The sequence below is a fragment of the Acetobacter conturbans genome, from assembly GCF_011516755.1.
Classification (GTDB): domain Bacteria; phylum Pseudomonadota; class Alphaproteobacteria; order Acetobacterales; family Acetobacteraceae; genus Acetobacter; species Acetobacter conturbans.
The window spans coordinates 1-20,140 of record NZ_WOSY01000007.1; the positions used below are offsets into that span (position 1 = coordinate 1).

The 20,140-nt window shown below is 56.7% G+C and carries 16 protein-coding genes; 4 read left to right on the forward strand and 12 right to left on the reverse strand.

Annotated elements, in window-relative coordinates; all coding sequences use genetic code 11:
• From GOB81_RS08495 to GOB81_RS08510, 4 genes are all read right to left on the reverse strand, one after another.
• Positions 1–2,649 (reverse strand): beta strand repeat-containing protein (locus GOB81_RS08495; RefSeq protein ID WP_173569992.1); only part of this gene is annotated, 2,649 nt, incomplete at its 3' end.
• A gap of 488 nt (positions 2,650–3,137) precedes the next feature.
• A complete protein-coding gene (hemH, locus tag GOB81_RS08500) occupies positions 3,138–4,169 on the reverse strand; it encodes a ferrochelatase (RefSeq protein ID WP_173569993.1) in 1,032 nt (343 codons plus the stop codon).
• A 56-nt stretch (positions 4,170–4,225) separates the two neighbouring features.
• On the reverse strand, positions 4,226–4,870 hold the full coding sequence (locus GOB81_RS08505; RefSeq protein ID WP_173569994.1) for a hypothetical protein: 645 nt from the start codon (positions 4,868–4,870) through the stop codon (positions 4,226–4,228).
• 31 nt (positions 4,871–4,901) lie between these two features.
• Positions 4,902–6,002, reverse strand: coding sequence for an A/G-specific adenine glycosylase (locus GOB81_RS08510; RefSeq protein WP_338421340.1), 1,101 nt, complete (start codon positions 6,000–6,002; stop codon positions 4,902–4,904).
• Positions 6,003–6,012: 10 nt separating this feature from the next.
• Here GOB81_RS08510 and GOB81_RS08515 point away from each other — a divergent pair, with 10 nt between their 5' ends.
• Complete coding sequence (locus GOB81_RS08515) at positions 6,013–6,519, forward strand: DUF721 domain-containing protein (protein WP_242010145.1); 507 nt, start codon at positions 6,013–6,015, stop codon at positions 6,517–6,519.
• Between the two features lie 169 nt (positions 6,520–6,688).
• Positions 6,689–6,877 (forward strand): hypothetical protein, encoded by a 189-nt coding sequence (locus tag GOB81_RS08520; protein WP_173569997.1) that lies wholly within the window; start codon positions 6,689–6,691, stop codon positions 6,875–6,877.
• A 63-nt stretch (positions 6,878–6,940) separates the two neighbouring features.
• On the opposite strand, the gene GOB81_RS08525 is transcribed toward GOB81_RS08520, so the two are convergent.
• Positions 6,941–8,311 carry an aldehyde dehydrogenase family protein gene (locus GOB81_RS08525; RefSeq protein ID WP_173569998.1) on the reverse strand — a complete coding sequence of 457 codons (1,371 nt, stop codon included), beginning with the start codon at positions 8,309–8,311 and terminating at the stop codon, positions 6,941–6,943.
• Positions 8,312–8,640: 329 nt separating this feature from the next.
• On the opposite strand from GOB81_RS08525, the gene GOB81_RS08530 reads away from it, so the two are divergent.
• Both GOB81_RS08530 and GOB81_RS08535 read left to right on the forward strand, forming a co-directional pair.
• The gene (locus GOB81_RS08530; protein WP_173569999.1) at positions 8,641–9,414 is read left to right on the forward strand and encodes a glycosyltransferase family 25 protein; all 774 of its coding nucleotides are present in this window, start codon (positions 8,641–8,643) and stop codon (positions 9,412–9,414) included.
• A gap of 122 nt (positions 9,415–9,536) precedes the next feature.
• Positions 9,537–11,690 carry a catalase gene (locus GOB81_RS08535; protein ID WP_173570000.1) on the forward strand — a complete coding sequence of 718 codons (2,154 nt, stop codon included), beginning with the start codon at positions 9,537–9,539 and terminating at the stop codon, positions 11,688–11,690.
• Between the two features lie 218 nt (positions 11,691–11,908).
• Here the strand turns inward: GOB81_RS08535 and GOB81_RS08540 are convergent, their stop codons facing one another.
• From GOB81_RS08540 to GOB81_RS17885, 7 genes are all read right to left on the reverse strand, one after another.
• Entirely contained in the window at positions 11,909–12,100 is a 192-nt protein-coding gene (locus tag GOB81_RS08540) for a hypothetical protein (RefSeq protein ID WP_173570001.1), read from the reverse strand.
• An 11-nt stretch (positions 12,101–12,111) separates the two neighbouring features.
• Complete coding sequence (gene cydB / locus GOB81_RS08545; protein ID WP_173570002.1) at positions 12,112–13,251, reverse strand: cytochrome d ubiquinol oxidase subunit II; 1,140 nt, start codon at positions 13,249–13,251, stop codon at positions 12,112–12,114.
• A gap of 3 nt (positions 13,252–13,254) precedes the next feature.
• Positions 13,255–14,850, reverse strand: a complete 1,596-nt coding sequence (locus GOB81_RS08550) for a cytochrome ubiquinol oxidase subunit I (RefSeq protein WP_194299862.1) — start codon at positions 14,848–14,850, stop codon at positions 13,255–13,257.
• An 87-nt stretch (positions 14,851–14,937) separates the two neighbouring features.
• The gene (gene cydC / locus GOB81_RS08555; RefSeq protein WP_173570004.1) at positions 14,938–16,599 is read right to left on the reverse strand and encodes a thiol reductant ABC exporter subunit CydC; all 1,662 of its coding nucleotides are present in this window, start codon (positions 16,597–16,599) and stop codon (positions 14,938–14,940) included.
• Positions 16,600–16,616: 17 nt separating this feature from the next.
• Entirely contained in the window at positions 16,617–18,305 is a 1,689-nt protein-coding gene (gene cydD / locus GOB81_RS08560; protein WP_173570005.1) for a thiol reductant ABC exporter subunit CydD, read from the reverse strand.
• A gap of 391 nt (positions 18,306–18,696) precedes the next feature.
• A complete protein-coding gene (locus GOB81_RS08565) occupies positions 18,697–20,019 on the reverse strand; it encodes a cytochrome P450 (protein ID WP_242010147.1) in 1,323 nt (440 codons plus the stop codon).
• Positions 20,000–20,131 carry a hypothetical protein gene (locus GOB81_RS17885; protein ID WP_277876904.1) on the reverse strand — a complete coding sequence of 44 codons (132 nt, stop codon included), beginning with the start codon at positions 20,129–20,131 and terminating at the stop codon, positions 20,000–20,002. Before GOB81_RS17885 ends, GOB81_RS08565 begins: the two co-directional genes overlap by 20 nt.
• Between the last annotated feature and the right edge of the window lie 9 nt (positions 20,132–20,140).

The window sequence follows — 20,140 nt, forward strand, 5'->3', positions numbered from 1 at the left end:
GAGATCAACTTCCTCGGTATCGCTGGATGAACCGCCCGTAATGCTGACAGACCCGTTCAGACCAGCGCCGTTGCCCAGAATAACCTGATTGGCACCACCAGCATTGATCGTAACGTCGCTGTTGCCGAGCCAGACCTGATTGCTGCCACCAGAAACGCCGGTGATCGTCCAGTCAGTCGTATTGCCGGCCCCATTGGACACCAGCAGTCCTGTGCCGCCCGTGTAATTGACCTGAGACGCGGAACCGAAAACCACGACCTGAGACGTACTGTCGGCAGCATTGACAGTCTGGGTTTTTCCGTCTGCCGTCACCGTGGTGGAGCCGCTGCCGGTGTTTGCAATATTCAGCGTATTGGAACCACCGTCGGCGCCCATGATAAAGCTGTCGCCGCTTGTGCCTGTTTCCGTTGCGTCAACGATTCCGTTGCCCGACATGGTGACAGTCGTGCCGTTGCTGCCTGCGTTGTCATTCTTCAACGTCAGTGTCGATGCACCGGCATTAATGAAAGTACCTGCCGCCGTGTTCGTCAGCGCCACACTGACATCCGCATTGTTGGATGTGGTGATTGTATTGCCGGACGTCAGGAAAGTCGCTGAACCCGCCACGCTGACGGTGGACGACGCCGATACCGTGGTGGAACCATCCGAGGCGGTCAGGGAGAAAGTCGCGTTACCGCTTTCCGAATCCACCATGACGGAGGGGTCAGTTGCCGTGATGGCGCCGCTCGCAAGCTCTGCCGTAAGCTCAGCAACAGTGCCGGTAACGGTCACTGTTTTGCCATCGGTGGACACCGTTGCATTCAACGCGCTGTCAGCCGCAACAGACAACGTGCCGGAACCGCTTGTTTCCTGTACGGTGAGCGTCACACTGGTGGCACTTGCATCCGACAGATTCACACCCTGAAGCAATGCGGAAAGGGAGTCCGCCGTTGCCGGAGCACTGAACGACAGGCCTGGCTCCACGATCGTCGAAGCCGTCGCGGTGCTGGATGTGTAGCCATTCGTGACCGAGGTCGAAAAAGAAACTGTTTCCGCCGTTTCAAGACCAGCGGTTGCCGTAAATGTGACGGCACGCAGAGCGGCCTGCACATCAGCGACATCACCCTTCAGCGTGAGAGTGCCACTGCCACTTCCCGAAACCGTCAAATCCGATGCAGTGCCGGACGAGAGTGTCCCCGCAGCATCCGCGACCGTGACCGTCACTGTAACCGGCAGGTCGCCCGGACTGGTCACAACAGCAGATGCGAACGGAGTATTCGCGGCGTCACTTGGGTCGCTTGAAGCAGGCAGACCACTCAGGGCAGGAGCCGTCGTCGGAATAACGGTCAGATTCTCGGAAAAGGCTGTGGCCGTCACACCACTTGAAACATTGGACGCGTCCAGTGTCACGGTGGTGACCTGACCTTCCGCCGCAGAACCCTGAGCGATATCGAACACGGCGGTATCCAAAAAGGCCGTCGCGTCGGTAGCATTGTCAAATGTGGCCGTGACCGTTTGTGCAGTACCGTCTGTCGTATTCGACACCGAACCGACAAGGCCCGTGTTCGAAGCCGCAGAGAGATCCAGCGTGCCAGCCGCGGTATTGCTGTTCACAAGAGAGACGCTGACCTCGCCCGTCGCATTGGTGAAGGTCACCCCATATGTGGACGATGGGAAAAGTGCGTAAGTGGCATTCGACTGGGTCAGGCCGTAGCTCCCCCCACTCGCGCTGCTGCTTCCAGTCGGAGACACAGCACTAACCGCCATGGAAAACGGCAACAGCGTACCGTATTCCATTAAAGTCTGGCCGATCGACTGCACGACACTACTGCCGGTTTCCTGCAGCGTCAGGGTCGTCTGGATCTGGGCCTCGTCGGTTTTCAGGAGCGTCGAACCGCTATTGCCGACAAAGTAGATATCGTTCTGGAGAATGGTAGCGAGTTCAGCTTCCGTGCCCGTCACGGCGATCGTGGTGGTGCCATTGCCCGAAACCGTCGCATCCGATGGAAGGCTGATCGCTTCAAGTGTGCCACCCACCCCGGCTGTGACAGTGTCGATGGAAAGCGTCAGCGTCGCTGTCTGGGTAGTGGAAAGCCCCGACGTTCCGAGATTCGACGTCGTCAGGCGATACAGTCCACCAATGCTGGATGCGAGCCCTGCCGTGTCGGAAACCGAGAAAGATGGCTGGGTGGAAATGAATGCCTGCGCGGCATCGATGTTGCTATCGATGACAATGGAGGTCGTCGCGGACGCAGTGCCATAGCTGTTGCTGATGCTGACCGTGAAATCGTCCGTTTCCGGCACCTGCGCATAAACGCCGTAGCCCAGTTCCTGTTCAAAGTATTTCGTGAAATTAGACAGGGAACCGACATAGGTAATTGTATTGCCGTCGGACGAAACCGTCACATCACTCGCAATATTTGAATCATGCAAAATGCGGGTAGTGCTGAAAGTTCCGCTACCCGCCGTTTTGGTGATCGTTATGGTATCAACGGGATCATCACTCTGATCTGCCGCCTGCCAGTCGATACTGCCATCCGACAGGACAAGTCCTGCAAGCGGATAAAAGCTGATGGGCGCAAGCTGATACCCTCCTTCCTGCACGAGGACGGAAGGGGCCGTGCTTGTGGTTTTCCCAAGCTCGGAAGAAATATTGCTGTTGTCGCTCATGGATCCATATTCCATCAGCGCTCCGCACGACTGTTATCCGCCAGTTTTTCTATCTGCGAACACATCCGCACGCGAACGCGGCATTCAGGAGCCGGACCATTGTCCAGCGGCATGGATGGAGACTAAGAAAAAGAAGTTAATAAAATCTGCACAAACACTTGGCCAATTCCTAATTAGTGAATGTATTTTTAATAACTATATTCAAAAATAGAGACTTAAAAGTAATTTAAACACAATAACTGTATAAATTATGAGATATATTATATTTTTTACCAAACAATCAGCGGGTTTCAGTTACATAAGCCCTTCTGACACCGATATATCTCCTCCCCATAAGGTGGGGATGATTTTCTTCTTTTTTATACAGAAATAGATTCTTAACTCCCTCCTCTGACGAGGGAATCAAAGACCACCACCTCGATTTAAAGTAAAAATTACAATTTTATTTCTAATAACCGCAGAATTACAGAAACAAATCAATTTTACTTCTAAACCCAACCCTGAAGTTGCGACCGCGCAAGATACTCGAGTAAATCGATAGCCTGAGAACAGGCATTCAGGCACGGAATAAGGGTCAGTTCTTCCCCGCCAGCCGCCATGAATTCATGCCGCACTTCATTCCCAAGTTCATCAAGCGTTTCGAGGCAGTCCACCATGAAACCGGGCGTCATGATGGCGACTCGACGAATCCCCTGTGCCGGAAGTGCTGCCACAAACGGTGCGGTGTAAGGCTCAAGCCATTTTGCGGGTCCGAAACGCGACTGGAAGGTCAGCGGCATCTCTTCACTGGTTTTACCCAGTCGCTCCCGGAGCGCCACGACGGTGCGTTCACAGTCCGCCTGATAAGAATCGCCCTTGCGAACATAGTCTTTCGGCAGGCCATGGAAGGATGTCACCACCACCTGAGGCTGCTCGGGAAGCCCCGCAAGCGCTTCTTCCAGCGTCGAGGCAAGCGCATCGATATAGACCGGATCATCGGGAAAGGGTGCAAGCGTACGAATGGCAGGCTGCCGTCGGATCTTCATTAAAAAACGGAAGAGCTGATCGTTGGCCGTCGCGGTCGTGGTCGCGCTGTACTGGGGATAAAGCGCCATGGCCACAATGCGGTCGCAGCCACTCTGCATCAGTTCGGTCGCGGCATCCGCGATGGAAGGTGTACCGTAGCGCATCCCCCATGCAACGCTCACATTCTCGGAACGGAACCGCTCCGCCAGCAACTCCGCCTGCGCCCGCGAAAAAGTCCTTAGGGGACTCTCATCGCGCTCCCTGTTCCAGATACGACCGTACGCCTTGCCGCTCTTCCCCGGCCTGACGGTCAGCACCACGCCCTGCAGGATGGGCTGCCAGATCGCGGGATTGGCTTCAATCACGCGCTGATCGGAAAGAAACTCCGACAGATACCGCCGTACAGCCGCATAGTTCGTATCATCGGGCGTGCCGAGATTGATGAGCAGAATGCCGACCCGACTGCCCGGGGCAGGCGCATCAGGATGTTCGGAAGAAATGTGAAGGAATTCCATGCGTCCTGCTTATCGTAATCCCGTCGCAGAGAGAAACCGCCGGAGCGGCCCTCACCTCACGACCGGGGTGGCATGTAACGTGCTGCGGTGATCGTCTCCTCCGGCTCCGATGCCGTCGCCGGCAGGACAAGAGTCGTGCTTTCACCGGGAGGAATCGTCCCCATGCGCGTCAGGATGCTGCCGATCACTTCCAGCGAGTATGCCCGCTCACCGATGAGCACGCGCAAACCGCTCGTCGGCCGCGGCGCCTCCATCGGATGACCATCCTGATCCTTGAGCACCAGCCCGCTGTCGGGGAAAATATTTTTCGCCGTCCGCATGGGAATGGGCGTCAAGAGAATGCTTTCTCCTTCTTCCCTCTCGCCGAGCGTCACGCTGCCATCCTCGTGACTGGCGATAAACCCTCCACGCGCTTCAACGAACGGGCCGTCCGAATCAGTGATGCGGAGAGAAAGTGCCACACCCTGCTGAATGACCGGCTCGATCATGGGGAGCGGCATAGGGCGCGTCTCACGCTTGATGAGCATGAAGGGTTGCTGCGTCCGTCCGGGATCAACGTCGAAGATCAGACCGGGGAAACCGTTGGGGCAATCTTCAGGGGCACGGGCAACGAGGCGATCTTCATCAGGGTCGTTGTCAAGGAACCGGCCATAACTGTCATACAGCCAGATTTCCTCAGGACGCGTCCGTGTCTCCGACACATTTCATCTCCCTTGCTGCGTGACCCCACCGTCAGCCGGGAGTGTCACCAAAAAATCCCGCTACCCCCGTCTCGACGCATTTCCGCATCAGAGAAGAGAGCGCAAGCCTTCCGACATCATCGAGCTCAGCCGGAAACCCTTCTTCCTCGCGCGGATTGGGCAGGGTGTCCACCATCGCCGCATAGAGATCGACGAACAGGGTGAAATGCGTGAAGACGTGCTTCACCAGACCCACCGGTCGCCAGTCGAGCGCCCGAAGCGTCTTCGCCTGCCGATCGGCGAACGGGGCCTCCTCCCCGATTTCTCCCACAGCCCAGCGATTTGACCGCCATTCCGGACCCGGCAGTTCGAGGGTGCCGCCGAGAAGACCATGTGGAGGACGCCGTCGGAGGAGCACCCTGCCGCTCCTGTCGAGCAGCAGGAAATGCACTCCATACCGGACCGGCCGTACGACCTTGGGGGCCTTACGAGGGAACTCCGTCTGCCTCCCCAAACGCCGGGCTTCGCAGGGGGCCTGCCAAGGGCAGAGAACGCAGGCGGGAGAACGGGGAACGCAGACTGTTGCGCCGAGATCGAAAAGCGCCTGCGCGAAATCGGATGGCCGTTTCCGCGAGGCTTTGCCCACATTCAGTAATGCAGCCTTTTGGGCCAGTTGCTTGCGTGCGCCCGGCAGAGGGTCTTCAACCGCGAACAGCCGGGCGGTGATCCGCTCGACATTGCCGTCCACCGGCACGACCGGCACTCCGAACGCGATGGCGGCGATCGCCGCTGCGGTATAGGCACCGATACCGGGCAGCGTCAGAAGGCCGGTCACGTCCAATGGAAAGCCGCCGAGACGAACAAGGTCCTGCGCGCAACGATGCAGGTTGCGGGCGCGGGAATAATAGCCCAGCCCGGCCCATGCCTGCAGCACGTCGTCGAGGGGTGCCCGTGCAAGGGTCGCGACATCGGGAAAGCGTTTGAGGAAATTGTGGTAATAGGGGATGACCGCCGTAACCGTCGTCTGTTGCAGCATGATCTCGCTGATCCACACATGATAAGGATCGGCGACTTCGCCATGAGGCGCGCGCCATGGCAGAGTCCGGCGGTTATGGTCGTACCATGCGAGAAGATCTGAGTCTGACAGAGTCACGGAAGCGCTTATGAAACCCGCACGCCCGACAGGCAAGAGCAAGGCAGGCGAAGCTCCTCCCCCTCCGAAACGCGCCTTCAAACCGCGCGACCTCGGCGTGCTGATCCCCGGGATCACGCGGGAAGCTTTCAGGAAACGGTCACCGGCCCATGTCACCCTGTTCATCGACTGGATGCAGATTGTCGGACAGGCTCTCGCCGACCGGACCGAGCCCCGGAAGCTCTCCGCCGGCACCCTGACCATCGCCTGCCGGGGTCCCGTGGCGATGGAAATCCAGCACATGCAGACAGCGCTGGTCGATCGTATCAACACATGGTGCGGGCACAGGATCGTCGACCGACTGAAGCTGGTGCAGGATTTCCAGCCAACCAGCCCGCATCTGGCGACGGGGGCAAAAAAACAGCCACGGGTCAGCGTGCCCCCGGTGGTGGTCGCGGATCTGCCTGAGGGCCCCCTACGGGAGGCGCTGGAGGCGCTGGGCACACGACTGGCCGAACGTAAGGCGGCACAGAAATAGCCCCTCAGGTTTCCCGCAAGGGAGACCCTTTGCCAGAGCATGGCAGAATCGCATGCCCGACCCCAATTTGTTTACCTATTGGCTACGGAGACATGAGAAAGACGCGCCCGGCTCCGGGCACTCTGCTTCCGGAGATGTCAAATCGCCATCTGACCGTCCGGAGACACACATGAAACACGCCACGCACAATCGGGATGCCGATCTGCAGGCCGAGCACGATTTTCTGCTTCGCTGGCGACGTACATCATCGCGAGACACCGCCGGGATGCTGCGGGCCAGTCTACTGCGTCGCACCAACCCCGATCTCGTGAAGAAAGTGGAGATGGAGAAAGAGCCGGTCCTCACCTCCGTCGACTGACCTCCTGCTTCCACAAAGGCTCCGCCCGCGCTGTCGCGGGTCGGAGCCATCCGCTGGGTTGCTTTATGGAACGCAAACCAGCTTGCGGTTGATGAACTCCTCGATGCCGAACTCGGACAACTCACGACCGTAACCGGAGTTCTTGATCCCGCCGAAAGGCAGTTCCGGACCGCCGCCGCCCATGGCGTTGATGAACACCATACCGGTTTCGATGCGTTCCGCGACACGCCAGCCGCGCTCGATATCCTTCGTATAAACCGAACCGCCAAGGCCGAATGGCGAGTCATTGGCCAGCGCGATGGCCTCTTCCTCGTCACGAACACGGTAGATCGAAGCGACCGGACCAAAGATCTCCTTGTAGAAGATCGGGTTATCCTTCGTGATATTGGTCAGTATCCCGGCCCGCATGAAGAAGCCGTCATGGTTGAGACGCTCGGCACCCGTAAGCAGGGTTGCCCCGCCTTTCACGGCAATATCAACCTGTTCGAGCGTAAGGTTCAGGGCGCTCTCGCTGCTCATCGGGCCATGCGTGTTGTCCGGGTCGAGCGGATCGCCATAACGGAACTCGCTGATCGCGGCCTGCAGGCGACCGGTAAATTCGTCGGCGAGACTCTCGTGGACGATCATCCGCTTGGCGGCAGTGCAAACCTGCCCGTTATTTTCGAAGCGCCCGTCAATGGCGCTGCGGATCACGAGATCAAGGTCGGCATCCTCCAGCACGATGAAGGCATCGGTCCCGCCCAGTTCCATGGTGCTCTTCTTCAGAGCCTTGCCCGCCTGCGCGGCCACCGCGCTGCCCGCCCGCTCACTGCCGGTCAGCGCAACACCACAGATTTCCGGTCGTGAGATGAGCTGTTCGGACTGATCGTTGCTGATGAAGAGATTGGTATAAGCCCCCTCGGGCGCACCGGCGTCGATGAACAGTTGCTCGAAGGCCAGCGCACACTGCGGAACGCTCGGCGCATGCTTTACCATGACGGTATTGCCTGCCATGAGATTGGGAGCCGCGACACGGGCGAGCTGATAGTAAGGGTAATTCCAGGGCTCAACGCAGTAGATGACACCGAGTGACTGGCTGATGACCTGCGCCTTGTGGCAGGAGGTCTGAATGTTGCGTGGTGCGAGGATGCGCTCGGCGTTGTCGGCATAATAATCGAGAATAGCGGCGGAAAACTCGATCTCGCCGACGGATTCCCGGATCGATTTACCCATTTCAAGCCCGATGAGGCGTGCGTGCTTTTCCTTGTCCCGGCGAAGACTCTCGGCGGCAGTCTTGAGGATTTTCTTCCGGTCATCGAAGGAACGGTGACGCCAGTCATCGCGCCAGAGAGCATGCGCCTTTTCCAGTCTGGCACTCATCTCAGCATCGGTGTGCTCGTCAAAAGTCTTTTCAACCTTGCCTGTCGTCGGATTGAGCGTCTTGTAAGCTGACACGATGATCTCTCCTCTCTGATATTGCGGGCTGAAAGCCGTCATCTGCATCGGAAGCAGGGATGTTGGCTCATACTCCAATGAATTCGCGCAAACAGGAAGAGGTCAGGAGCATCTTGCGCCTCTCCCCGCATGCAGCCCCAACGCGCCACTAAACGCCAGCGTTCACGTAGCGCGGCCGATCGTTGCCGAAATATGATGAACACGCTCATTTCTGTCGCGGGTAAGAAATTCTTAATTTGGACCGTCTAACGAAAGACAGAAGCTTTTCGCTCGAGGAGCCGATTGCCCTGCCGCTGAGCCGACAGGGTTCTGTGTGGGGCTGTTCTGCCGTGAGTGCGCCAAAAACCTTCGTCATCAATCTTGAACGCCACACCAGTCGGCTTGCGGCCTTCTTCCAGAACAATCCGGGTCTTCGCGATGTGGAGGTCTTCCGGGCCGTGGATGGCTGGTCTCTGTCCCGACCGGACCTTATCGTCGGCGGCATCATCGCGCCTGACAATAAATATGTAGAACCAGCTCTCGGCGTGCTGATGTCCCACCTGACCCTCTGGCGCTTTGCCATAGAGCAGAACCAGACCATCACCATCCTTGAAGATGATGTCATTCTTGCGAGCGATTTTTCTCCGCTCACCTGTGAACTGGCAGCCCCGCAGGAAGAGTATGATGTGATCGTGTGGGGGGCGAATACGGACTGGCCGATAACGGTGCGTCCCGGAAGAGGACTGCCGGAAACCACACTGATATTCGACCCACAATCCGAATCAGGACAAACTCCACCCGAAGGACGCACGCACACCCCGTCCCTGCTCCCTCTCACGGGGTTTGCCGGGATCAGCGCCTACACGATCACGCCGCAGGGAGCACAAACGCTTTTCACCCGCCTGCTGCCGATCGGGAACCAGCCTGCCCGCACGCGTTATTTCGAAGCCGGACTGGGGCTCCAGTCCCATTTCATCGAATGGGCTAACAGCGGACTGGATGTGGAACTGAACAGACAGACAGACACAATGAAGTTTTATCTGTGTTTCCCGTTCCTCGCGATTCCCTCCAACGACTGGTCAACATCTTCCTTCACGCGGGAAGCCCATACCCTGTGTGCATGACACAGAACTGAAAGCCTTTTCCACTTCTCCCGACACGAGATTGGTGAACAGATCCCGCAACTTCTGAACGGCAGCTGCGTTTGAACGGCAAAGCACGACCACATGACGACCGGGAGAACCACATGTCTGAAGAGAACACGCGCACCCCCAGCATCAAGAACGGGCTGCACGATCATCCGCAGGGCAGCGGCGAGACCAGAACAGTGGATCAAATTGCGCCGGGTGGCGAACTCCATCAGAACGTGGCTCATGACGGTGACCATGCGGATGGCGTCACCCATCTGACAGACAATTTCGGTCTTCGTATTGCGGATAACGAAAACTCCCTCAAAGCAGGTACGCGCGGACCAAGCCTGCTTGAAGATTTCATCCTTCGTGAAAAAATCTTCCATTTCGACCATGAGCGCATTCCGGAGCGGATTGTGCACGCACGCGGCTCCGGTGCGCATGGCGTCTTTGAATGCACAAAAGCCATTCCGGAACTGACCAAAGCGTCCATTTTTCAGAAGGTCGGTGCAAGCTGCCCCGTTTTCACACGCCTATCCACCGTGACGGGTGGCGCAGGGTCAGTTGACACCCCCCGCGACGTGCGCGGATTTGCCGTCAAATTCTATACTGACAGCGGCAACTGGGATCTAGTCGGCAACAATATCCCGGTTTTCTTCATTCAGGATGCCATCAAGTTCCCCGACCTCGTCCATAGTGTGAAAATGGAAGCGGACCGAGGGTATCCGCAGGCCGCAACCGCGCACGATACTTTCTGGGATTTCGTCAGTCTCATGCCTGAATCCCTGCATACTGTCGTGTGGGCGATGTCCGATCGCGGCATTCCGCGTTCCCTGCGGATGATGGAAGGGTTTGGTGTCCATACTTTCCGTTTCGTGAATGAAAAAGGCGAAGGAAAATTCGTCAAATTTCACTGGAAACCTGTTCTCGGCATACAATCGACAACATGGGATGAGGCTGTAAAAATAGCCGGAGCCAATCCTGACTTTCACAGGCAGGATCTGTTCGAAGCCATCGATCAGGGCGATTTTCCGGCATGGGATCTGGGTGTTCAGATATTTGACGAGGCATGGGCCGAGAAACAGCCTTATGACGTGCTGGACGCGACGAAACTCGTGCCGGAAGAAGAAATTCCCGTTGATATCATCGGTCGGATGACACTCAACCGAAACGTGGACAATTTTTTTGCCGAGACCGAACAGGTCGCATTTATGCCGACCAACATCATCCCCGGCATCGACTTCACCAACGATCCACTGCTTCAGGGGCGCCTGTTCTCCTATCTCGATACCCAGAAATCCCGTCTGGGCACGACAAACTTTCACCAGATCCCCATCAATGCGCCGAAATGTCCGTTTCACAACTTCCAGCGTGACGGCATGATGCAGACACTGGTTCCGACAGGCCGGGCCAATTACGAACCCAACAGTCTGGCGGAAGCAGGTGAAAACGGTGGCCCACGCGCCTGCCCCACAACGGGTTTCTCGACGTTCCAAGAAAACGCCGAGCGCAATGATCCGACAGAGAAAGTTCGCACCCGAGCTGAGACTTTTTCCGATCACTACAGCCAGCCAGGACTGTATTACCGTTCCCTCACGGAGAACGAACAGGCCCATCTTGCCTCTGCCGTCGTCTTCGAGTTGTCGAAAGTCCAGATTGAGCATGTTCGCAACCGTGTCGTGGCTCAGTTCCGGAATGTCGATGAGTCTCTTGCGAAACGTATTGCCGTTGGTCTCGCCATCGACCTTCCTGAAAAGGCCAAACCCGCCAAGGAACCTGTCGATCTCGGCACATCGGACGCTTTGTCAATTCAGAAACAGGCGAAGAACACAATGCAGGGGCGCAAGGTCGCCATCCTGTTCGCGGAAGGTTCTGATCTGGCTGAAATCACGAAATTCAAGAAGCTGATCGAAGCTGAAGGCGGCACCCCGGCACTCGTGGCGCCGAAAGTGGGTGGAATTCCCGTCAAAGGCGGAGAACTCAAGGCCGACGGCTTGCTGGCAGGCTCTCCCTCTGTCCTGTTCGATGCCGTGATTTCGATTCTTATGCCGGAACAGGCGGAAAAACTGGCAAAAAATGCGGCGGCCCTGGAATGGTTCATGGACGCCTACGCCCACTGCAAAACGATTGCCCATTGCAAGGGAACGCAGGTTATTCTCGACCGGGCTGGCATCCAGAAAGACGATGGCGTTGTGCCGCTGGATGAATTTAAAAAAGTTGGTGTCAAGCGGCACTGGGAACGCGAAGCGAAAGTCCGTGATCTCGCCTGACGGCCGCCAGCTTCCACTCTGCCTGTTACGGAAAGCCCCCGACTGCGACACTGCAGTCGGGGGCTTCATATATTGCCCAATCTCCTGAGCAAATGAGGCGTTATGGCAAGCGCGCGTTCAGGGAATCATCTTTTTCATGATCGTCATGGCGATCAGGTACAGAAGCAGATAAAAACCCGGCACAAGAAAGATAAACCGCTCGATATCACCAAACATGATCAGATATCCTTCACTTCGCTACCCTGATGCTGTGCCTCGAACAGCACCGCACCTGCACTCGCAGTAAGAACAATCATCACCGTTCCCACCACCCACGCGAAATACCACGGCCCCTGATCACCGACGAACACAGCGAACAACAGCGCAACGACGACTGCCAGCGCCAGACCGACCATACGGACAAGTTGCATGACATGATTCCTCAATAGCTGTGGGGGTCTTGCACTACGTCTTCAACACGCACCTTGCCGCGCATGACGTAGTAACACCACGATGTGTAAGACAGAATAATCGGCATGAAGATCAGCACCACGATCAGCATGCAAGTCAGGCCATAAGCACTGCCTGTCGCATTCCACACTGTCAGGCTTTCGTCAGGCATTGTCGAAGACGGCATGAGAAATGGAAACATCGACACAGCGACCGATCCGATTGTCCCGATCCAGGCGCCAAGGCCACCCCACCATCCGACGACCGGCGCGTTTGCCTTCAGCGACAGGACGCCGGCAAGCATGCTGATGACCCCGAAAGCGGGGAAAAGCCAGAGCAACGGATAATCATAATAGTGCGCGAGCCACGCGCCGGTCACACGCGCCACTTCCTGTCCATGCATCGGGTTTGCCGCCATCGCGGGATCTACGGTTCCTGTCAGAACATAACCACTCATGGAGAAAATCCTGAAACCCCCGACGACAAACAACAGTGCGGCGATCACCCCACCGCCCATGGCATAGCGACGCGCCCGGCCATAGATCGGCTCTTCCGAGCGCAGCATCAGCATCGCGCCCCCCTGATACACGCTGAGTGAGACAGCCATCAGGCCGCAGAGGATTGCGAAGGGGTTCAGGAGATAAGAAAGAAATGTCTCGTCCTGATAATACTGGCCAAGCCAGTCATAATGATAACCCACGCCCTGCATCACATTTCCGAATGCGGCCCCGTAGATGAACATGGGAACGAAACCAGAGATCAGAAAGACCCAGTCCCAGCTTGCCTTCCAGCGTCTGCTGTCAGCCTTGGAGCGATACTCGAATGCCACCGGACGCAGGATCATGCTGAACAGCAGCATGATCATCACCACGTAAAAGACCGAGAATGACGTCGCATAAAGGGTCGGGAAGGCTGCAAAGATCGCGCCACCACCAAGAACAAACCACACCTGATTTCCGTCCCAGTGCGGTCCGATGATGTTGAGCATCGTGCGACGTTCGCCATCATTCCGCCCGACCAGACGCAGCAATGTACCAACACCCATATCCATGCCGACCATCAGCCCGAGACCGATAAACAGCACGCAGAGCAAAGCGCCCCATATGAGTTTCACAACTTCATAATAGTCCATGGGTCAATCTCCCATGCCCGTGACGAACACATCGTCAGGGACGACATGAACGGATGCGCTCTGAGCGTGATGCGCGTCATGCTCAGGGCCGAGACGGGCGAATTTGAACATCAGGAAAAGCTCGGCTGCGATGAAGATCGAGTAGAGCAATGCAAATCCCGCCAGCGAGAACACCATGTAAGACACACCGTGGGAGGAGGCGGACAGATAGGTCGGCAGAAAGTTAAAGACCGTCCACGGCTGACGCCCGGCTTCCGCCGTAATCCAGCCGAACTCGGTCGCCAGGATCGGGAGTGGAATCGACCACAGACATAGTTTCAGCAACAGATGGTTGCGGTTCAGCCTGTTTTTCAGACTGACATAGGCGCCAAGGGCAAATAGCAGGAAGAACCACAGGGACAGGACAACCATGATCCGAAAGGACCAGAATGTGACGAACACATTAGGAAGAATATCCGGTTTCGTGGCATCGACCACGGACTGCATCTGATCTTCCGTAATAGCTGCTACATCCTGCCCCGGCGCATGTTTCATCGCCAGAAAGCCGAAACCCATATCGGCTTCATGAGCCCTGAATTCTGCCAGAGCGGTTGCGGAATGCGTCTGATCATAATGATGGAGCGCAACCAGTGCCTGAATACCTGAGGTTATGCGGGGTTCAGCCTGTGTCTGCAGCTCCTTCATCCCGATAATGGTCGTGTCGAAAGAATGTGTCACCAGCGGGGACAAAACGAATGGAATACCAACTTCCAGATGATTTTTCTGCTTTTCATCATCGGGAATGGCAAATGCCAGCCAGGGTTCGTAAGGAGGGTGACTGTTCTCCCAGAGCCCTTCGATCGCCGCAATTTTGGTCGGCTGGTGTTCATAGTCAAGGCGACCAAGAACATCCCCAAGTGTGATCACCGCTACCGTCGAGATGATCCCGAAAATCGCCGCCATGCGGAATGATCGTGCAGCAAATTCTTTGTTACGACCCTGAAGAATATAGAATGCGCTGATTCCCATCACAAACATGGCTGCGGTGACATAGCCCGCCACAGATGTATGAACGAACTTCGCCTGAGCATCCGGATTGAAAATCACCTGCACAATGCTGTCCGACTGCATACGCATTGTGTCCGGATCAAAATGGGCTCCCTGAGGCACATTCATCGCGGCATTGGCAACGAGAATCCACAATGCCGACAGGTTGGACCCCAGAGCGACGAGGAACGTCACAGCCAGATGCGCCTGCCGACTCAGGCGATCCCATCCGAAAAACATCAGTCCAACGAAGGTTGATTCCATGAAGAAGGCCATCAGACCTTCAATGGCCAGTGGTGTGCCGAACATGTCACCAAAGAAATGGGAATACATGGACCAATTAGTCCCGAATTCGAACTCCATGGTAATACCGGTGGCAACACCTATGGCAAAATTGATGCCGAACAGTTTGCCCCAGAACTGGGCCATGTCCTTATACACCTGCTTACCGGTGACGACGTACACCGTCTCGATAGCAGCGAGGAAAAAAGTCAGGCCCAGAGTCAGTGGTACAAACATGAAATGATAAAGGGCTGTCAGCGCAAACTGGAATCGCGAAAGATCGACAACCATGGGATTTATGGAATGCACGTCAGGTCTCCAGATTTTCTCTATCTGTTTTAGAAGTCACCTTATAAGTCATTGATCTTTTCCTTCTTCTTATATTTTCTTATCCCGGAATTTTCCCTGCTCCAGCATGATAATCCTTCCTGGAAAATGGATATTCCGAAGTCTATGGGTGATACACAGCACAGTGGTCGTCTTCGGAATAACGTCCAGAAAACTGTGGATAAGCTGACATTCCGTTTCTTCATCAAGACCTTCCGTTGGTTCATCGAGGATGATCCAGGGGGTATTGCGAAGAATAGCCTGCGCCATCGCGAGCCGACGCGCCTGCCCGCCGGACAGCTTTACTCCGGCCTCACCAATCAGCGTGTTCAGCCCGGCAGGAGAATTTCGAATGAATGCCCCGATTTGGGCGGCGTCCAGCGCACGCCACATTGCATCCTCATCGGCATACGGACAGGCGATCAGAAGATTCCTCCTGACACTACCGACAAAAAGATGAAAATCCTGAGAAACGACGCTGATACATTCAGCCATGACTTCCGTATCGAGCGTCCGCAGATCGACACCCCCGAAGGTAATGTTGCCTTCCTGAAAATCATAAAATGAGAAAATAACTTTTATAAGACTGCTTTTCCCGGATCCGGACTCCCCGACAAGCGCCACGCGCTCCCCCGGCCGGATGACCAGATTAACATCCTGAAACACCGGCTCCGTTCGTCGGGGATAACACATCGTAACATGCGCCATCTCCAGACCATGATCTAAAAGACCATGATAATATCGAGTATTTTTCTCCGTTTTCTCAGTATCACACAGAGGAAATACCCGATCCGCAGCAACCCGTGCGCGCAAGGCCGCCATTCTGGTCGCCACGAGCGGGGACACAAAACCAAACGCACACAACGTCCCGAGCATGAGCATAGGCACGCAAGAACCCGAAATTTCATGAGATTGCATTGCCTCGACCGCAATGACGATGATTGCAAGAGTTACACATATCATCAGGAAAGAGTTCAGGGCCCTCGCACCACTCTCCCTTACAAGCAGCCGGATGCGTGCCGTTCCTATCTCACGCTGAAGAGTCTCAAATCGGGCGATGATGCCGGTCACGGCACCCATCACGCGCAACTCTCCTACCCCCTGGATTGCCTCCACCAGATCACCCCGCATGATTTCCTGCCGTCGCGTGATGAACTGCGTTCCTTCCTCACATAATCTTCCCGCGATCCACGGAAGAATGAGACCGGAAATCACAAGTCCAGAACAAAGGAAAATGGCTGCTTCTTTAGAGACGGAAGCCATCAGACCAACCGCCACGCATCCGCAGACCAACGCCGTGCTGACGGGCAGCACCACATCCGACCATATCGTCGCCAGCGTGTCTGCGTCCGCAGCGAAGCGGGCCATCATGTCCCCGCTTCTGTTTTCCTCTGACAGGGCAGGCATCTTCGGAATAAGATTTGCGAAAACCCACGTCCTGAGCCGACCAGTTACGCGCAGGACCACATCATGCGTGGCCACGCGCTCGCCATAGCGGGAAAGAATACGTATGGTCGCAAACAAACGGACCCCGGCCGCAGGAAGAAACATGTTGAACGCATTCTGCGTGACATATCCTCCAAGACCCGCTTGCGCCGCTGCGGCCAGCAACCAGCCAGAGGTGACCAGCAAACCGAAATCCGACAGCGCCGCGCCACAGGACAATCCGAACGCCAGCGCCATGCGGCCCTGCAATCCTTTTGATAAGAGCAATATTTTCCTGAACACACTCATGCCACTACACCCCGAAGAGTGCGCACGTCCGTGACTGTCCCGCCACTCACATGCAGGACATGGTCCGCCACCTGCATCATCTCAGCCCGATGCGTCGCCACGATCACGATACGGCCCGTGACATTCTGCCGAATGGAACGAATCACCCGCGCCTGACTGTCACCATCCAGCCCGGCGGTTGGCTCATCCAGCAGCAGAACGGAAGAATTTCTCAGCAATGCGCGAGCAAGAGCCAGACGCATTCCCTGACCGCCGGAAAGACCGATACCATTGTCTCCAATGACTGTTTCGAATCCCTCCGGCGTAGCCTCAATGAATGCCAGCGCATCCGCCTGACCGGCTGCCTCGCGGAGTTGAGCGTCGGTCGCATCCGGCGCTGCGAGACGCAGGTTCGCCGCGATACTGCCTTGAAAAAAGTGAGGCCGCTGAGGCACCCAGCCGATCGACAACGCCGCCTTACTTTCGCGTCCTTTATCGTCGAGGCTTATGATACAACCAGCGGATGGCGTGATCTGACCGAGAAGCAGCCGTATTAATGTCGTCTTGCCCACCCCGCTCGAACCCGTCAGAACCGTTAGCTGACCGCGACAAAAACTTGCGTTTACACCAGCAAGAATCTCGGGACCGTCAGCATCGTAACGGGCACTCAGGTTTTCACAGGACAGACACGATACGCTGACGGATTTTTCCGTCACCTGCTGCTCTGCACCCATCAATTCTGGTAATGCGAACACACCCACGATCTTCGTGCAGGCAGAAACAGCATTCTGTCGTGCATGATAACTGGCGGAAAATGCTCGCAATGGTGCGAAATATTCCGGCACGAGCAGCAGAATCAGAAAAGCTGAGCGAAACTCTGCCGTTCCTGCCAGCAATCTCGTGCCCAGCACAACCGCAACCAGAGCGATGGACAGACTTGCAAAAAACTCCAGCGTGGCCGTCGTAAGAAACGCAATTTTCATGACCGACATCGTCGTGCGCCGATAGTCATCGGACAGGACAGATATTGCCCTAACCGCTTCGCGCGTGCGCCCGAACAGACGCAGCGTTGTCATCCCCTGCAGAAAATCGAGAAACGCACTGCCCAGACACAGGAACTGCGTCCATTGCCGATCCATCACCGCCTGCGCCCGATAACCCACAAGAGCCATGAAGACAGGAATAAGCGGCCCTGTGCAGACAAGGATCGCGAAGCTCCAGCCATCGACACGAAATACCACCGCCAGAATCAAGAGAGGTAGCACCATCATCAGGGCGGCGCGTGGAATATAATGAGCGACATACGGTTCCAGCGCCTCGGTGGCGTCCACGAGCGTGGCGGCAAGCTCTCCGCTGGATCGGCCGACAAGCCCGACAGGGCCAACGTGAAAAAGATGTGCGAGCAGATCACGCCTTACCGCGGATGTGATTTCTACACCCACACGCGCCGATAAAATGTCCGCACCCCACTGGAAAACGCACCGCCCTCCGGCAGCGAGCAGTACCCAGACCATGACGGTTTTTTCCGAATCGAAAGTCCGATGACGAAACACCAGCCCGTCAACCAGATCCGCCAGCAACATCAACTGGACAACCAGCAGCACGGCGGCAATGCCCGCCACGAGCAGGCAGGGAGCAAGCTTACGGCCTGCCCGCCGGGTCAGCCGCTCCATGCTCCATTCTTCGTTTTCCGATTTCGCCTGCATTGTCGTTTGCCTGTTTCCATGCCGACGGGAGGACCCGACTCCCACGCAACACTTTATTGATACCACATATAGTTTACTAAATAATTTAATCAATAACGGATTTATAAAATATATTGGCCGAAAAAGCCCAAAACAGCACATATTTTGGCTTATAATTAACATATTTTATTAATTAATATGAAAATCGCGCACAGCACGTAACGGCGCAGACCATCGCTCCGCAGCTCTTAGAGGCTGTTCAAAGGTTCTTTGCTGGCGCGCTTCCTGCGCACCAATGCTCCGGGTCCGCCTGCCCGCTCCGCTTCACGGCTCAAAAACACGCGCGTGGCTCATCAGAGAGCGTTTGAATCAACCTCGGATTCTCATTGAAAAAAGCTGAAACGTCTGCCTCTCACCCGCGAGGTGTAAATCTGAATCTCACGGCCCGGGAGGGGCGCGTCGAAAGCACGCCAACGGGCAGCACAGGCTCGTCGTCCACAACCGCAAACTGATAAAGCTGCACCAGCCGCGCCAGAACCAGAACGGCCTCGGTCATGGCAAGCTGCGCGCCGATGCAGACATGCGGACCAGCTCCGAACGGCAGAAACGCGAACCGATCAGGCTCCGGGCCATCGAGAAACCGTCCCGGATCGAATGCATCGGGATCACGCCATAACCCGGGATTGCGATGGAGCATCCAGAACGGCAGCAGCAGCATTGCGCCGCGTCGCACAATCTGCCCGCAGAGCGCCACATCCTCGACCGCTTCCCGCCCCGTCATGAAAGCCGGCGGAAACAGGCGCAACGCTTCACGAACCACCGCGGTTGTCACAGGAAGAGCGGTCAGGGCGGCCGCAGCCCCTTCCGGTGAGAGGTCCACATGCCCGACCTCCTCCGCCACCGCCTCCTGCCATCGTGGCACGCGGCCCAGCAGCCAGATGGCCCAGAAAAGCGCCGTCGCCGTGGTTTCATGACCGGCGACGATCATTGTCGCCACCTCATCCACCACCGCCTGACCCGGCGTCATGCCGTTCACACCGAAGGCCCGCACGAGCAGGTCGAACAGGTCGCGGGCCTCCTCCCCGTTTTCAAGCACCGGCCGTTCGGCGATGATCGCCTCGATCAGCGCCACCCACCTGCGGCGAAATCGCGCACGACGCCAGTCCACGAGTGTCGGCACGGAAGGCGGCAGCAAAAAATCCGTCGGGCGCGGCTGGCCGATGCCCATCATGAAGGAGGTCACCATCCGACGCAGGATTCCGCCGAATGTTGCGCTCGTCATCGAAAACATGGTGACCGCAGCAATATCAAGCGCGAGAGTCTGTGTCAGACCGAACACATCGACGGACGTGCCGGTCGGGATGGCTGGCAGTGCATCACCGGCACAGACTGCGATATGCCGCGCCAGCGTCGGCACGACACGCGGCGTAAAAGCCGGCGCCATCGCACGGCGCTGCCGTCTCCAGACATCGCCCTCACTGACCAGAATGCCCTCTCCGACAATCGGACTGAGCACGCGCCGTCCCATCCGCAATCGCTGGAATGACCCGGACTGAGTTGTCAGCACGGCCTTGATAGCCTCAGACCCGGGCGCGAGGACCAGAGTCTTCCCCAGTGCGCGCAACGGCACGACAGGTTGGTGAAAGCAGCGTGCAGGGAAAGCCCCGAACCCGTTTCGTTTCAGCCGGAAGAGAACGCCGAGACCACTGACATCATCAGGCGCGAGTGGCGGCATGGGCGGAATGAAAAGCGAGGGCATAAGGCAAGAAATAGCGGCAAACCGGAGAGCGGGCCAGTGCGCCGGACACCCCTTCCGATCCGGAAGAGACCGTTCGCGCCTCAGCCATTACGTGTTT

Excerpts from the sequence above, each read along its gene's own strand:
- hemH (WP_173569993.1), bottom strand. The coding sequence starts at position 4,169 with ATGGAATTCCTTCACATTTCTTCCGAACATCCTGATGCGCCTGCCCCG.
- GOB81_RS08515 (WP_242010145.1), top strand. The coding sequence starts at position 6,013 with ATGAAACCCGCACGCCCGACAGGCAAGAGCAAGGCAGGCGAAGCTCCT.
- GOB81_RS08520 (WP_173569997.1), top strand. The coding sequence starts at position 6,689 with ATGAAACACGCCACGCACAATCGGGATGCCGATCTGCAGGCCGAGCAC.
- GOB81_RS08535 (WP_173570000.1), top strand. The coding sequence starts at position 9,537 with ATGTCTGAAGAGAACACGCGCACCCCCAGCATCAAGAACGGGCTGCAC.
- GOB81_RS08540 (WP_173570001.1), bottom strand. The coding sequence starts at position 12,100 with ATGCAACTTGTCCGTATGGTCGGTCTGGCGCTGGCAGTCGTCGTTGCG.
- cydB (WP_173570002.1), bottom strand. The coding sequence starts at position 13,251 with ATGGACTATTATGAAGTTGTGAAACTCATATGGGGCGCTTTGCTCTGC.
- GOB81_RS08550 (WP_194299862.1), bottom strand. The coding sequence starts at position 14,850 with ATGGTTGTCGATCTTTCGCGATTCCAGTTTGCGCTGACAGCCCTTTAT.
- cydD (WP_173570005.1), bottom strand. The coding sequence starts at position 18,305 with ATGCAGGCGAAATCGGAAAACGAAGAATGGAGCATGGAGCGGCTGACC.
- GOB81_RS08565 (WP_242010147.1), bottom strand. The coding sequence starts at position 20,019 with ATGCCGCCACTCGCGCCTGATGATGTCAGTGGTCTCGGCGTTCTCTTC.
- GOB81_RS17885 (WP_277876904.1), bottom strand. The coding sequence starts at position 20,131 with ATGGCTGAGGCGCGAACGGTCTCTTCCGGATCGGAAGGGGTGTCCGGC.